We start from the raw sequence: 16,559 nt of genomic DNA on the forward strand, positions 1-16,559 counted from the left end.
CGACCCTTTTAAGGGAAAAAGGCGATCAAGAGATGGATGGGTTTCCTAAGCGTATCCAATCCACCAAGAGAAGAAATAATATTTCCTTATATTCAATTCCGTAACGGTTAAAACCCGAGATAATTATCAATTATCCATTATCCATTATCAATTAATGAACTTCTTCCTTCTTCAAGCAATTGTACCAAAACAAGATTCTTTTAAGCAAACTCCTTTGCTCACCTCTTGATCATCTATTGTTAAAATCGCCTCCCTATATTCCAAACTGAGTTTACTTTCCATGGCTGATGTTCGATTTCGCAAAATAGTAGACCAAGTTGCAAAATCTATATCAAAGTTCAGGTCATACATTTTGTTTTGAATGCACGCATGAACACTTGTTTTGCCATGATAAGACTTTTCTCCACGCAACCATTTTTCTTTTTGGTCAGCATTTAAGAAGTTGAAATGATTGTTTCTTTCTTGACCAAATGTGCCATCCGCACTCCAGATAATTCCGTAATCTGGGAAAAACGCATAAACAAAATGGTAACCCCAGAACCTCGGATAATTACCCTCATAAATTTTGCAATACCCTTCTGCTTTTTGAGTACCATTTTCTGTATGGACTGTGCATTGAAGTTGTGGTTGATGGATCACAGAACGCTGATTTTCTTCACCAGGAACCCCCCAAGTGAATTGAGCTGTAACTTCAAATTGCACTTCTAGATTAGCTTCTGGCAAACAAATTGTTCCGGTTTGATTATTTTTTTCGATAGAAATATGGGGATTTGAGCTTTTTTGTTCCAAGGTATTAATCAGTTCCCGGGAATTACCCTTAGTGTCACTCCACCAAGCTGAGTAATGCTCAAGGGTTTTGGTTTTGAAATGTCTAAGAGCAAGGAGAGAACCATCTTCGAGAAAGAAATGGTATTGCTCATTGTAAACAGAAGTGAAAACAGAAAAATTGGTTTCAGGTACTAGATGTATCTGTGCAGCACTAGGTTTTTTTGCTACAATCAATGCTCCACCAATGCTACCTCCTTGAAACATATCCCTACCAACTCTATATAATCGACTGCGATGTTCAAAAATGTCTTCACCGAAGAGTTTGATTGATTCTTCTTTGGAGTCAATAAATTTCTGATAGCGTTCTGCTTTACAACGTTTCCATCCGGTTGTTAAATCAATAAAACAAATGTCAGTAAATCCTGCACGTTCAAAGTGATGTCGGTAGGTTTCACGGGTTGGCACATAAGAAGATTTAAACACTTCTTTTAGAGTGGTTTTTACCTCTGGTGTCAGGGTGCAATTGGCAACGTAATCTTCAACATAAATGTAGCCATTTTCTTTCAAAGCGCGAAAACAAATTTCCAGGACTTTGTCACGCTCTTCAATGTGTAATAAGGAGAGAAAGGAAATGATATTATCAAATGAATTTGGTAATAGGGAATCAATGATTTGGGAACTGAGAACATTGCCAGTCAGGTATTGGATGCGCCGATCGAGTCCCATCCTTTGTGTGAGTTCTTGGGCAATTTCACTAAAATCCTGTCTTAATTCCACACATTGGAGCTGACATCCCGTTTTATAGCTGATATATCGAGCTGGTCCACCCACACCACTTCCTATATCCAAAACGCGAGAGTTGGAATTGAGCGATAAATAATCAATGGCGCGATCGCAAGCTTGACTACCAAAGTAGTGATATTGATCCAAATGACCCAAATCTAGCAAGTCTTGAATTTCTAATGCTCCGGTAGCTTTTCCTTTTTGCTTGAGGGCTTGACGAATACTGTAAATGCGCCAATCGTAAAGTAAAGCTGCGTCTTTTGAGGAAAATTGATTCTCCGATTGTGGTAATGTCATTTCAGTTATCAGTTATCAGTACCTCTGTCTGTTTGCGCAGCATGACCTAGGAAAGTCAGAAGCTTGAAACCGTATGAAAAAAACTGTAGAAAAATGAAACAGCTTTTATCTTGATATTGGATTAACCAATACTGGCGCTCTCGGCACAGCTCACTATTCCCACCTACGGAATGCTACGCAAACGACAGTAAATGCCCCTGGGAATTTCTTATCTTATATTTGAAGACTACCGTTAATGTCAGCATTAATCACTTTAGTAGTTGCACTCCTGAATAAACCAAGTTTGACTCGCTTACCTACATAGTTTTCATGCTTAAGAAGAAAATTATAGTGGTCAATAGGAGTCAACGATTCAAAGGGAAGCAATCTCAAATCCTAGTTTTTAGTACCTCATGCGTAACATCAGACATCTAATTTGAGTCATGGTTAGAGCGGAGGATGTCTTAAAATCAACCTCTCACAGACTTTTTCCCACATCCTCTAAGATTTAGACATTAGACAACATCTGTTTCTGTTTAACAGCGGAAATTTTCGCTGATAGCTCCAACATCCGTTGCATGGGCTTGAGTGCAGCAGTCCGAATGTCTTCTGGTATAGTGATTTCAGGCCCCCGATTTTTCATTGCTAAATATAACTTTTCCAAAGTATTCAAGCGCATGTGGGGACATTCGTTACATGCACAGGTCGTTGCTGGTGCAGCAATAAATTGCTTGTTTGGCATATGCTTTTCCATTTGATACAGAATACCAGGTTCAGTCCCCACGATAAATTTCTCCGCAGCACTTCGCTCACTATACTCAAACAAAGCTCTGGTTGAACCGATGAAATCAGCATGGCGCAACACTTGTTCTTCACATTCGGGATGAGCAATAAATTCTGCTTGAGGATGTTCTATTTTCAGTTGTACAATCTTCTTTTCGGAAAAGATTTCATGAATCATACAACTCCCATCCCAAAGTACTAAATCTCTACCAGTTTGTTCACTCACATAGCGACCAAGATTTTTATCAGGAGCAAAAATAATTGGCTGATCTTTGGGGATTTGATTAACAATCTCTACCGCATTAGAGCTGGTACAAATAATATCGCTCATGGCTTTAACTGCAGCAGAGCAGTTAACATAACACACCACTAAATGGTCTGGATGGGCAGCTTTGAAAGCCGCAAATTCTTCGGGAGGACAACCATCAGCCATAGAACAACCCGCATCTAAATCGGGTAATAATACTAACTTATTAGGGTTAAGAATTTTGGCAGTTTCTGCCATGAAATGGACTCCAGCAAAAACAATTACATCAGCATCTGTAGTAGCAGCTTGCCGAGATAAAGTTAAAGAGTCACCCAAATAGTCAGCAATATCCTGAATATCTGGCTCTTGATAGTAGTGAACTAAAATAACTGCATTTAGCTCTTGCTTAAGAGCTTCAATAGCTCCGAATAAGTCATCTGGAATAGAGTTAAAGTCTGTATTTGTTTTTTTTGATTCCGTTATAAACATAGTTAAGTATCTTTAGAAACTGTTTGTCAAATAAATATTAGGAGGTTTCCGGTTTTTGAGCGCAAGGCCATCGCACACAAAACACAAATCACTATAGCATAAATCAGAATTTGACTCTGGCCACAAGGACAAGTAATTTTTATTAATTTTACTATAATGAATAGGTTTATTAGGAATTTACACTACTTTTATTTAACTTTTTTACAAATTTTTACAAAAAATCTCTGAAGAATTATAGAAAAGTGCTAAATTTCTAGATTTGGGTTTAAATATATTTAGTCTTCAATCTCAAGAAATGAAGTGTTAATTTTTTTTGGTGTTAGGTAGTGGTGAAAGTTCCAAGATTTATTGAACTTATTGGAAATACCCCTTTAATTGACTTGACTAAAATGGTCGGCGAAAACTCAGCATACCTCTATGCTAAATGCGAGTTTATGAATCCTGGCTTAAGCTTGAAGGATAGAATGGCCAACTATATTCTGGATATTGCAGAAGCACAAGGCCAATTAAAGAGAGGAGATGTTATTGTTTGTTCTTCTAGTGGTAATACAGGTTGCAGCTTTGCCATCTTAGGTAAGATTAGAGGCTATCAGGTTGTTATTGTTACATCAGAAAAATGCAGCATTGAAAAGCAAAACCATATAAAAGCTCTCAATGCAGAAGTGATTGTAGTCGATCATGATAGCTATATGAGTTATGGAACAGATTATGCAAAAAAAAATGGGTACTTTGATGTAGATCAATATAACAATATCTATAATCCAGAGGCATATTATAAAACTTTAGGACCAGAAATATGGAAAGACACAAATGGAGAGATTACCCACTTTGTGATGACTGGTTCTACCTTTGGTTGTATATCAGGTACAGGACGCTTTTTAAAGGAGTGCAACCCAAAAATTAAAGTTATATTGGCAGACCCTGTATGTTCAAATATTTATAATTACTATTACAGCAATGTTAAAAATGATTTGAGTTTTAACTTAGTTTCTGAGGAATCTTCAATTATTGAGGGAGCTGGAAAATCTAAACCGACAAAATGCTTAGATTTTTCTGTCATTGATGAGGTTATCAAGATTTCAGATGAAGAAGCGATTTCTACTTGCCATCAATTGGTTAATTATGAGGGTTTGCTTGTCGGTGGTAGTAGTGGTCTCAACGTTTTTGCTGCTAAATTTATTGCTAATCGTTTAGATAAAAAAGGTGTTGTAGTTACAGTACTGTGTGATAGTGGTATTAAGTATATATCCAAAATTTACCGAAAAATTGGGTTTAAAGCCTCGCCCTTGTAGGGCGACTTTTTATTTTATTTGCAAGTGAATTGAATATATGCTACACTATTATTAGTTGCCGGGGGGCACTCGGAAACTCTAAACGGACGTGGAGGGAAGCGTCAGACTACCGCCAAGGAAGCAGCACCCTGTGAAGCGTCAACCCGCCGAAGAGCTACGGCTCAGTAGGAATCCCCGTGCCTTTAGGCCGGGGAGGATGTCAAAATCAAGAGTTTCTCCGAAAGTATCTTTGAAGAAGGAGTCAGGAGTCAGGAGAATGGGATGGGTGGGGAGATGGGGAGATGGGGGATGGGGAGATAGGGAGATGGGGAGATAGGGAGATGGGGGGATGGGAAGATGGGAGCAAATTTTAACCCGCTTGGTGCGCGTTCCCTCACAGGAGTCAGCATTCCCTAAAGTACAGACATAAACTCCAGTTGATATCAAATCCGCTTTATTGGAATAAAAAAAATCTCCAATCCTTATAACTACGCTCATCTTTGTAGTTGGGGTTTGCTGATTAAATCTAAAATAATTACCAGATAAAGGTTTTAGCCTTTTTATACAAATTTGAAAAAAGAATGTTACGAATAATAAGCACCATAAAAAGACTTTCATATAAAGTCTATTTCACGAAAAAGGTAACTTGCAACATCAAAAATAGCATTAAATCTATCCATTCTGCATTCTAAATTATAAATTTGCGCATTAGAATAAATACCCTAACTATTTGTAGCAAACATTTATCAATTTGGTATTAGGTATTGAAAAAGTACATGGTTTTCAGCTCTTCATGCTCAAAAAGTTAGCACTTTTAGCGCATAGTTGGGCAAAAAAATTCTCCCCTACTCCCCTTTTCCCCTCCCAGGAGGGGAGGGGCGAGGGGTGGGTCCCCTACTCCTTAAAAAAGACTTTTTCAGCAAACCCTAATTGTCTCTCCTCCTGACTCCTGACTCCTGACTCCTGAGTTAAGCATTCTATAACTGTTTAACCGGATTTGATATGACTCGCCTTAAAAATTCATAGACCACAACAATACTCGATTATTACCAGAATCAGCAATAACAACAGTATTACCACAAATCGAAATCCCATAAGGCCAACACAAACTTTGGCGAGTCGGGTGCAAACTCAAAGCATTTTCACCCTTACTCTGAAAATCTGACTGACCAATTAATGCAACTGCCGGAGTGCCAATATCCACAGTATCCCGCCAACCCAATAACCGAGAGTTAGCAGTATCAGCAACAATCAACCAATTAGCAACCGCAGCTACACCATAAGGCATACTCAAACTAGCAGCAGAAGGAAAATAAACTCCCTGATTTAACTGTACTGTATTAAATTCAGATTGACCCAAAACTACAGAACAAGGTTGATTATTTTCAGTAGGGATAGTATCCCAAATCATTACCCGATTATTTCCAGCATCAGTCACAACTAAGCGATCGCCATACTGTTGCGGAACATTATTACCCCAAAAAGTAATTGCATGAGGCCAACGCATACTCGCCGCCGTTGCTTCACTCCCTCCATTTTCATCCCGACAATTCATATTTGACTGCCCTAAAACTAGATCGGCAGGTTGTCCGTTAACCTCTGGCAACTGCTGCCACATCAAAACCCGACGGTTGCCCGTATCTGCTACCCAGAGTTTTCCTTGATGGTAGGCGACACCATAAGGCCAGTGCATTCGGTCCGCAGCAGTTTCTGGTTGACCCCGGTTAGATTCATTTTGAGAAAAATCTGCCTGACCTAAAACAATATCGGCAGGAACATTATTATCTTCGGGTAACTGCTTCCAAATTAATACCCGATGATTCCAAGCATCAGCTACTGCTAACCCTTCTCCACAAGCACAGATACCAGTGGGGACGCTTACTGTTGCTGCGGTGGTTGAACCATTAGCATTTTGCCCTTCTTGAGAGAAATCAGATTGTCCGATAACCCAGTCAGCAGGTTGCGTGTCAACTTCGGGACATTTTCGCCATCCCAATAATCGATGATGTCCGGTATCAGCAACCCACAGAGGTCCAGTTTCTGAGATTAAGCAAGCTCCACGGGGTCCGAACATTGTGGTTGCACTGGGTGTTAGTGGTACGACTAGGGAATTAGAGGATGGTGTACCGAGAATGATTTTTGCACCATTAGAGTTAACTACAGAAGTTAAAAAATTAGACATAATTCTACATAATTTAGATATTTATTATGATATAATCAGCTTATATTTAAGTTTACAGCGCTTTTCAAATTGATGAACCACATCTTCACAAACAAAACCTTGTAGGGACTAACCATGGGAACCTCCCTACTGTGGTCTACCCAACTTGAAGAGTTTGTAAGTTGGGAAGTAGATGAGTCTTTGGTGGAGGTTGTGAGGTGAAAAAGAGCGATCGCCTGTAAGATAAAACTCGCTATAAAATCAAAGGTGAAATAATTATGCTTGAGTGGTTTGCTACTACTACAATTTTATCATTACTATGGTTTCTCGCTAGAGAAGTTTTTGCAATATTGCTTAAAGAAACCCTTGAAGACTATGTTAAAGATTTTTTTAAGCAATGTCTTATTGATTTTACAGGTGAGATAAGCGATCGCCACAAAAGGTCTTTAAAAAAAGCTATGAAATCAGCTCTTCAAGAATTTTCTGAATTAGTACAGCAAGAATTAAAGTTGGCTGAATTAGATAAAAATCAAATTAATAAATATGATCGGCATTTAAAATTATTTCTAGAAAATGAGTCAATTTTAGAAATTCTTGGTAGTCCATTTAATAAAGATATTAAGGTTTTAGATACTCCTCGGTTGGTGAAAATATGGAACAAAATTAATCCTTCTTTACCAGATTTACCAGAAAATTTTGACTGGGAAGAAATAGCTAAAAATTATCTCAAAAAAGTTCAACTTATTAGGATGGATTCTGATGAATTACGGAAAATATTAGATTCACAAAATATTGATAAACTGGCAAATAAAAACTCTGATATTAAACTAGATTTTAACCTCAAAAAACATCAAGAGGGAATCCGAGAACAATATGGCAATGTCAAATTAGAAAGTTTAGATACCAGTGGTTATGGTTACGATCAATTGAAATTATGGAAAATATTTATTCCTCAAAATGTCCGGGAATCTCAAGAATTTTTGCCTCAAGTACATGAAATTCCTAAAGAATATCGGCAGCGGTTAAAGGAGACTGGAGAGCTTGAGGAAGATTTTTCTTCAGAACAATTGGAAGGTCTCCGGCGCAGATATTTTGAACAGCAAATCCGCTCGGTTTTAGACTTAGTAGAAGATAAAAATTATAAATATTTAGTTATTCTGGGAGACCCTGGTTCTGGCAAGTCTACTTTATTACAATATATCGCTTTACAATGGGCAGAGTTACTGCCGAAATATTTGCCTTTATACCCAATTCCTTTGTTAATTGAACTCCGGACTTATGTGCGTAACTATGATGCCAATAAGTGCAATGATTTTCTAGATTTTCTGGCAAAAGGTCGTGGAGTTGTTTGTCGTTTACCTAAACCTGAACTCCATGAAAAATTAGAAATGGGTGATGCTATTGTGATGTTTGATGGGTTAGATGAAGTTTTCGATCCGGCTAAACGAGAGGAGGTAATTACTGATATTCATCGCTTTACTAATGACTATAAAAATGTCCGGGTTATTGTTACTTCACGGGTAATTGGTTATAAGACTCAAAAACTTCGGGATGCTGAGTTTTATCATTTTATGTTGCAAGATTTGGAAGAGGAACAAGTTGAAGATTTTATTCAACGTTGGCACAAATTGACTTATCAGGATGAGGCGGAAAAGGTGAGAAAAAGAGAACGATTAAAACAGGCAATTAAAGATTCTAGAGCTATTGAAGAATTGGCAGGAAATCCCCTTTTATTAACTATGATGGCTATCTTGAATCGTCATCAAGAATTGCCGAGAGATAGAGCCGAACTTTATAATCAAGCTTCGCGGGTTTTATTACAGCAATGGGATATGGAACGAGCGTTAGTTGATGCGAAAATTGACCCGATAACTATTGACTATAAAGATAAACAGGCAATTTTGCGTCGGGTAGCTTTTTTTATGCAGGAAAATGAGGCTGGTTTGGCTGGTAATTTGATTGCTGAAAAGGATTTAAGGGAGATTATTTCGGAATATCTTAAAAGTATAGATATTAATGATGCGAGACCGATGGCTAAGGCGTTGATTGAACAGTTGCGGACTCGGAATTTTATTTTGTGTTTTGTTGGCGCTGAATATTATGCTTTTGTGCATCGAACTTTTTTGGAATTTTTCTGTGCTTGGAGTTTTGTTTGGCAGTTTAAGGAAACACAAAGTCTGGAAATAGATGGGTTGATCAATGATGTTTTTGGTAAGCATTGGCAGGATGAGAAATGGCATGAAGTTTTGCGGTTAATTGTGGGGATGATTGATACTACGTTTGTGGGAGAAATTATTAGTTATTTGATGGAGCAAGAGGGGGAAGAGGAAAAGTTTCATAATTTATTTTTGGCTGGTAAGTGTTTGTTTGAAGTTAGGAGTCGTCAGAGTATTGATGATGTGGGGAATCAGTTATTAAATAGGTTAAAAGGTTTGACTGGGTATGACCTTGGTTATTTTTATAAACCTTACGACGGAATGTCTTTTGATGATCCTTACTCTCAAGAAATTTATGAGAAAAATGTAGCCTTAGTTTATGAAATTCGTACTCAAGCTGTGGAAGTAGTGGCTACAACTTGGAGGGATGATCCAGAAACTTATACTTGGCTCAAACAAAGGGTTGTTTCTGATGATGATTCGGATGTGCGACAGGAAGCGGTGCGACAAATAGCTACTGGTTGGAAAAACGAACCTGGTATTTTAGATTTACTCAAACAATGGGTTGTTTCTGATGATGATTCGGATGTGCGACAGGAAGCGGTGCGACAAATAGCTACTGGTTGGAAAAACGAACCTGGTATTTTAGATTTACTCAAACAATGGGTTGTTTCTGATGATCATTTTATTGTGCGACTTGAAGCGGTGCGACAAATAGCTACTGGTTGGAAAAACGAACCCGGTATTTTAGATTTACTCAAACAAAGGGTTGTGTCTGATGAAAGTTTGATTGTGCAACTTGAAGCGGTGCGACAAATAGCTACTGGTTGGAAACACGAACCTGGTATTTTGGATTTACTCAAACAAAGGGTTGTTTCTGATGATCATTTTATTGTGCGACTTGAAGCGGTGCGACAAATAGCTACTGGTTGGAAACACGAACCTGGTATTTTGGATTTACTCAAACAAAGGGTTGTTTCTGATGATCATTCGGATGTGCGACTTGAAGCGGTGCGACAAATAGCTACTGGTTGGAAACACGAACCCGGTATTTTAGATTTACTCAAACAATGGGTTGTGTCTGATGAAAGTTTGATTGTGCGACAGGAAGCGGTGCGACAAATAGCTACTGGTTGGAAACACGAACCTGGTATTTTAGATTTACTCAAACAATGGGTTGTTTCTAATAAGAATTGGGATGTGCGACAGGAAGCGGTGCGACAAATAGCTACTGGTTGGAAACACGAACCCGGTATTTTAGATTTACTCAAACAATGGGTTGTTTCTAATAAGAATTGGGATGTGCGACAGGAAGCGGTGCGACAAATAGCTACAGGTTGGAAACACGAACCTGGTATTTTAGATTTACTCAAACAAAGGGTTGTTTCTGATGATCATTTTATTGTGCGACTTGAAGCGGTGCGACAAATAGCTACTGGTTGGAAAAACGAACCTGGTATTTTGGATTTACTCAAACAAAGGGTTGTTTCTGATGATGATTCGGATGTGCGACGTGAAGCGGTGCGACAAATAGCTACTGGTTGGAAAAACGAACCTGGTATTTTGGATTTACTCAAACAAAGGGTTGTTTCTGATGATAATTCGGATGTGCGAGTTGAAGCGGTGCGACAAATAGCTACTGGTTGGAAAGATAAACCTGGTATTTTAGATTTACTCAAACAATGGGTTGTTTCTGATGATAATTCGGATGTGCGAGTTGAAGCGGTGCGACAAATAGCTACTGGTTGGAAAGATCGCCCTGAAATTTTTGAGTTGCTCAAACAATGGGTTGTTTCTGATGATGATTCGGATGTGCGACTTGAAGCAGTGCGACAAATAGCTACTGTTTGGAAAGATCGCCCTGAAATTTTTGAGTTGCTCAAACAACGACTAGAGTCTGATGAAAGTTGGGAGGTACGACGGGAAGCATTGAAACAAATAACTACTGGTTGGAAACATGAGTTGGAAAGGTTTCAAATCTTTGAATTATTTCAAAATAGCGCCCTCAATGACCCCTTTGAACGTGAATATAGCTTTCAAACCAACCCTCGACAAACAGCACTAGAAGCAATAGTCAAATATTATCCAAACCATCCGCAAACCCTGCCACTATTACAAGACAGAGCAGCAAACGACTCAGACGAAAAACTGCGGGAGTGGGCAAAAAAGAAACTGTAGCGGCCACACGGGTTATGGCACGGATATACGAATTCTGTCAGCTAAAAAACTTTTGACATATATGTATAGGTAAAAGAACATTAATAATTAAAGTAAGCCAAATTTCAGGGTAGTGCATCAACAAAGTGTGGGATAGTTCATTAATTGATAATGGATAATTGATAATTACCTCGGGTTTTAAGTAGGTAGGTGCAAATAAACGTCACTATGTAACGAAATGTTGATGCTGTCGAAACCCTTGAGATTGCTTCCTTCCACTCCGTTCCAGTCGCAATGACGTAGTTGTAAATTTTCTCACCTACCTACTTAACCGCTACAGAATTGAATATAAGGAAATATTATTTCTTTGCTATTTGTAGCAAAGTTGATAATTCTATAATTATAGCAGTCGCCACTATAGTTAGGACATCGGGTAATTATGATGATTTATGACGCGAGCAAGATGCTCGCACTAATTGTCCTAACCGCCTTGGCGGTTGCTATACTTCAATATTTAATCTCCCCCACTCCCCCGCTCCCCGCTCCCCTTTTCCCTCCTGGGAGGGGTTAGGGGTGGGTCCCCTACTCCTCATCTAAAATTGGTAAGGCTACAAAAAAAGTGCTACCTTCTCCTAAAGTGCTTTCTGCCCAAATTTTGCCTTGATGTTGTTGAACAATACTGCGACAAATGGCTAAACCTAAACCTGTGCCTCCCTTCTGGCGAGAGTCAGAAGCATCGACTTGTTGAAAGCGACCAAAAATACTTTCTATTTTATCAGCAGGAATACCTCGCCCTTGGTCTTTAACTGCAATCAAAACTTGATAACTATGATCAATATTACAGGCAGGTGCTTTTGCGCATTTGTTTTCAACTGTTGAAGTGAAGTTATCGGATATAACTTGTTTGCTGGCAGTTAACCAGACAGTTTTTCCTTTTGGGGAATATTTGATGGCATTACTAAGTAAGTTAGTTAAGGTTTGAATTAATTTGTCGGCGCACCCCCACAATTTAGCATCCACTGTTCTTACTGACAAATTAACTCCTGCGTCCTCTGCAATAGGTTGCATTTCATTTACTGTCTGGAGCATCAATTCAGCAATGTTACAAGTTTGTTTAACTATTGTTACTTGCTGGGAGTGAAGACGCTCTAAATCTAGAATATCGTTGATTAACCGTACTAAACGGTCTGTGTTAGCAACGGCAATATTGAGCATCCTGTTGCCTCTTTCTGGCGCTTGATTAAGTAATCCACTTTTCAACAAAGCTAAAGCTCCGTGAATAGAAGCAAGAGGAGTGCGTAACTCATGACTCACCACGGAAATAAATTCGTTTTTCATCTGTTCGACTGCTTGACGTTCTGTGATATCTTTAAATGTCACAACTGCACCAATAATTTTTCCCTGTTCTAAAATAGGTGTGCTTAGATATTCTACGGGAAAATGTGAACCGTCTTGTCGCTGAAAAAATTCATCAGTAACTTGACAAACTATTCCTTTTTTTAAAGTTGTTGTAACTTGATTATCTGAATTATTTTTTTGTACTGAAAATTTATCATTTTTGTTGTTAACTTTATCTTTTTCTTTGGGGTTTAATACCCCGCCATCTACAGGGTGTTGACAATTGGTTGGAGTTTGAGTCCCCATCAACTTTTTCCTTCTTCCTTCTTCCTTGTTACTTCTTCCTTCTTCCTTCTTCCTTGTTACTTCTTCCTTGTTACTTCTTCCTTCTTCAACCCCAGAAGTTATCAAACTCCAGTCACTATTTACCAGTTCTTTAATTGTATAACCAGTCATTCTTGCTGCGGCTGGATTAGCAAAAGAAATTTTTCCCAATATATCTATTCCACAAATTCCTTCTCCCGCTGAATCTAAGATTAATTTATGTTGGTAACGAAGCTGTTCAAAAGATTTTTCGATCTGCTTACGATCGCTTATATCCCGAGCAATAGTTGAGACTCCTATAATATTACCTTCAGTATCTTTTATTGGAGATATTGTTAAAGCTACATCTATATGTTTACCATCTTTTCTGATATGTACAGTTTCATAATTATTTATACTAGCTCCCGCCGCAATATTTGCTAAAATTTGGGGTATTTCATTTGGTCTTTCTGGCACAGCTAACATAGAAATAAAACGGCCTTTTACCTCAGAAATAGAATAACCATAAATTGCTTCTGCTCCTGAATTCCAACTATAAATAATTCCTTCTAAAGTATTACCAATAACTGCATCGTTAGAGGATTCTACTATAGAAGCTAATCTAATCATCACTTTTTCTGTTTGTTTTTTCTCTGTAATATCACGCCCTAAAACAACTATTCCATTACGTTTTCCATCTTCATAAAATAACGGTACTTTAATTACGTCATAAATTTTGACACTGCCATCTCGTTGAGGAATTATTTCTTCACCCCTAGACAAAGTTCTTTTCTTCCATGCTTCTCGATCGCTATGATGACAAAATAAAAAAGCTTCTCGATAAAAACTACTAATTTCTCCCAATTCAATATCTGATTTACCACGATAATCTACTTTTTCTATTTCAAATAATTCCAGCATTGATTGATTAGCTTCTAGCCATTGGCCCGTACCATCTTTAAAGCAGACAATATCTGGCATAGCGTTAATTAAAGTTCGGAGTTGTAAAGATGTTTTTTGATATTTTTCTACTAGCTCTTGTAGTGCTTTTTCTGCTCTTTGACGCTCCCTAATTTCTGCTTTTAATTGAGCATTAGCATTTTTTAAAGATTCTATTAAATTGGTTTGATTTTCAGTTACACTTGGCATTTTTTTTCATCCTATTTAAAAGTTTTCACAGTCTCTTAGTTGCATAATTAAACACTTATACTACGTTTAATCCGATTAATAACACGAGTAATTAAATCAGAATATTGAAATGATTTACAGATATAATCATCCGCACCAGCAGTAAAAACTTGATGACAAATAATAGGGTTGTAATGAGCTGTCAAAAATATCACAGGAAGCCAATTCCAATGTGGATCGTTACGAATAACTTGACACAAATCAATTCCATTAAAATGTGGCATTTCTATATCTAAAATTAATAAATCTGGTACTGTATTTTCCAAGGTTTCCCAGAAATATCGCTCATCACTCAGGGTGACAACTTTCATTCCCCATTGCGTTAGTATCTGTTCAATAGTCTCTAAAATTTGTAGGTCGTCATCTACAATCATCACAGTTTCTAAAGTTTGATTTTTTCGCCAGATATCTAATACTATGTCTATTACTTGAGCTGCGGGTAATGGTTTTTTTAGATATGCTGATGCTCCTAGTTTAGCAATTTTTACGCGGTCGCTCAATTCACCTTTGTTATTAAGTACAACTACAGGTAAAGAAGGTATCTGACTAGAAATTTTTGCTAATATTTTCTCTGAATTAGCAGCAACTTCAAGGTCAAGTAAAACTACATTAGGACAAAATGATAAATCTTGTAAACTATAGTTTAAATTCTGATTAATATAAGCATCTATATCTGTGTTTATTGAAAAACTTGAAGCCAACTTACATTGTATTTTTTTGGTTACAGTTTCCTCAACTAATTGTTTTGCGAATAAACTATCTTTGTCTAGTATTAATAATAATTTGCATTCTGGAATAATAGGAAGAGAATATTGGCGATCGAGATATTCTATCTGTCGCTCTTCACTTTTTTCTTGGTTGATATTACTATAGTGTTCTATCTTGTTACATAGACTGTTCACTAATTTAGATAGATGAAATATTTCGCCAGAATTAAGAGGTTTTTCTGCTGCAAATAAAGTTTCTATTTCTCTCGCTAAATCTGAGCCATCTACTAAACCAAATGTACCTAGAGAACCTGCTAATTTATGAGCTTCTTGTTGTGCTTTTTTTTGTAAATCAATCTCTAATATTTCATTTTTTCCAGCTACTACTGCTTGTTCTAATACACCAATCCGCTCATTAATACTTCCTTTAAATCTATCCCAAATTTTACTTATGGACTCTTGCAGTTTTTGTTGAGATTCCTGATATTTTTGAGGCTTTTCTTTATCTTTTATTTGATTATTCTTGACTGGTAAATTCTTTTTATCTTTTTCTTTTGAATTTAATACCTTGCCACATAAACAGTGTTTACAATTGGTTGTATTTTGAGTCTCAATCCACTTTTTACTTCCTTCCTCCCCCCTTTCAAAGGGGGGTAAGGGGGGATGCCTTCTTTCTTCTTCCTTCTTCCTTCTTTCTTCTTCCTTCTTCCTTCTTCCTTCTTCCTTCTTCCTTCTTCCTTCTTCCTTCTTCCTTCCTTCTTCAACTTGTTTTAACCGATAACCTAAACCATAAACAGTTTCGATTAGATCGCTAGGCGCACCCACTGCTTTTAATTTATGTCTTAAACCTTTAATATGCGCTCTAACTGTATCTTCTGTAGGTGTGTCTTCAAAACTCCAAACTTTATCTAAAATTGCACTACAACTAAAAACTCTTTGGTTATTGTGCATAAACAGATTGAGAATTTCATATTCTTTAGGAGTAAGATTTAACTGTTTGTTATTGTAAGTAACTTCACAATTTTGAGAATTTAAACATAAATTCCCCCATTTTTTGATGAGAGAACTAGACTCATTTCCCCGTCGTAATAATGCTCTAATTCTAGCTAAAAGCTCTTCTAAATTAAATGGCTTAACTACATAATCATCAGCTCCAGCATTTAAACCTTTTACTTTATCTTGATTGTTATTACGAGCGGTTAAAAGTAAAATAGGAATGCTTTTATTTATATAACGTAACTTTTTACATAGAGTAATACCATCTAATTTAGGCAGCATTACATCTAATAAAATTAAATCATAATCACAGGCTTGAGCTTGCTCCCAACCTGCTTGACCATCTGTGGTTATATCAACTACAAAAAGTTGTTCAGTTAAGGCATCAGCTAAAGTTTCGGCGATAAATTGATCGTCTTCTACAACTAGAATTTTCATTGATTGCCTGTTTAAGTTAATTGTAGTTAGTTTGAATATTTAGCAGCTCTATAACAACTAACTATCGATATTTTTTTGTGGTTAGTATGAGCTTCTAATTCAAGAATTTAGAATTTAGAATGCGCGAATTTAGAATCTAGAATTACCGTAAGCAGTCAGTTATTAGCAGTCAGCTATCAACTTTTGAATCTAATAACTTACTAAGGTTATCTGATAACCTTTTTCTTTTGGTGCGGAATGCGGAATGCGGAAGCAAACATATTTCACTCCTTGGAGACTAATTCCTCCTTCGGTGCGATAATGAGCTAACAACTTATAGCTGATAGCTAATAGCTGATAGCTGACCGCTGAATGCTTACGAATTACCTCTCCTTTAAAACGGATAGGATTGACAAAGAGATGAAAATTTTTCTTCTCTTGGTCGATTGGATATGGCGAGGAAACCCGCTCTGATCAGAGCCACTCCGAATTGTGCCATCCCACCCTACGGGAAGCTCC

General features: G+C 37.4%; 7 protein-coding genes. 2 read left to right on the forward strand and 5 right to left on the reverse strand.

Features of this window, described 5'->3' with window-relative positions:
• Positions 1-171: 171 nt before the first annotated feature.
• Both SAGCYANO_RS16075 and nadA read right to left on the reverse strand, forming a co-directional pair.
• Complete coding sequence (locus tag SAGCYANO_RS16075) at positions 172-1,848, reverse strand: class I SAM-dependent methyltransferase (RefSeq protein WP_202221009.1); 1,677 nt, start codon at positions 1,846-1,848, stop codon at positions 172-174.
• 487 nt (positions 1,849-2,335) lie between these two features.
• Complete coding sequence (gene nadA / locus SAGCYANO_RS16080; protein ID WP_202221010.1) at positions 2,336-3,346, reverse strand: quinolinate synthase NadA; 1,011 nt, start codon at positions 3,344-3,346, stop codon at positions 2,336-2,338.
• Positions 3,347-3,672: 326 nt separating this feature from the next.
• On the opposite strand from nadA, the gene SAGCYANO_RS16085 reads away from it, so the two are divergent.
• Complete coding sequence (locus SAGCYANO_RS16085) at positions 3,673-4,638, forward strand: PLP-dependent cysteine synthase family protein (protein WP_202221011.1); 966 nt, start codon at positions 3,673-3,675, stop codon at positions 4,636-4,638.
• A 991-nt stretch (positions 4,639-5,629) separates the two neighbouring features.
• Here the strand turns inward: SAGCYANO_RS16085 and SAGCYANO_RS16090 are convergent.
• Positions 5,630-6,799, reverse strand: coding sequence for a hypothetical protein (locus tag SAGCYANO_RS16090; protein WP_202221012.1), 1,170 nt, complete (start codon positions 6,797-6,799; stop codon positions 5,630-5,632).
• Positions 6,800-7,056: 257 nt separating this feature from the next.
• On the opposite strand from SAGCYANO_RS16090, the gene SAGCYANO_RS16095 reads away from it, so the two are divergent.
• Positions 7,057-11,112 carry a HEAT repeat domain-containing protein gene (locus SAGCYANO_RS16095; protein WP_202221013.1) on the forward strand — a complete coding sequence of 1,352 codons (4,056 nt, stop codon included), beginning with the start codon at positions 7,057-7,059 and terminating at the stop codon, positions 11,110-11,112.
• Between the two features lie 561 nt (positions 11,113-11,673).
• Here the strand turns inward: SAGCYANO_RS16095 and SAGCYANO_RS16100 are convergent.
• Positions 11,674-13,881 carry a PAS domain S-box protein gene (locus SAGCYANO_RS16100; RefSeq protein WP_202221014.1) on the reverse strand — a complete coding sequence of 736 codons (2,208 nt, stop codon included), beginning with the start codon at positions 13,879-13,881 and terminating at the stop codon, positions 11,674-11,676.
• Positions 13,882-13,928: 47 nt separating this feature from the next.
• Positions 13,929-16,061 carry a response regulator gene (locus SAGCYANO_RS16105; protein ID WP_202221015.1) on the reverse strand — a complete coding sequence of 711 codons (2,133 nt, stop codon included), beginning with the start codon at positions 16,059-16,061 and terminating at the stop codon, positions 13,929-13,931.
• Between the last annotated feature and the right edge of the window lie 498 nt (positions 16,062-16,559).

Source organism: Okeania sp. KiyG1, from assembly GCF_014132355.1.
In the GTDB taxonomy this organism is placed as follows: domain Bacteria; phylum Cyanobacteriota; class Cyanobacteriia; order Cyanobacteriales; family Microcoleaceae; genus Okeania.

Excerpts from the sequence above, each read along its gene's own strand:
- SAGCYANO_RS16075 (WP_202221009.1), bottom strand. The coding sequence starts at position 1,848 with ATGACATTACCACAATCGGAGAATCAATTTTCCTCAAAAGACGCAGCT.
- nadA (WP_202221010.1), bottom strand. The coding sequence starts at position 3,346 with ATGTTTATAACGGAATCAAAAAAAACAAATACAGACTTTAACTCTATT.
- SAGCYANO_RS16090 (WP_202221012.1), bottom strand. The coding sequence starts at position 6,799 with ATGTCTAATTTTTTAACTTCTGTAGTTAACTCTAATGGTGCAAAAATC.
- SAGCYANO_RS16095 (WP_202221013.1), top strand. The coding sequence starts at position 7,057 with ATGCTTGAGTGGTTTGCTACTACTACAATTTTATCATTACTATGGTTT.
- SAGCYANO_RS16100 (WP_202221014.1), bottom strand. The coding sequence starts at position 13,881 with ATGCCAAGTGTAACTGAAAATCAAACCAATTTAATAGAATCTTTAAAA.
- SAGCYANO_RS16105 (WP_202221015.1), bottom strand. The coding sequence starts at position 16,061 with ATGAAAATTCTAGTTGTAGAAGACGATCAATTTATCGCCGAAACTTTA.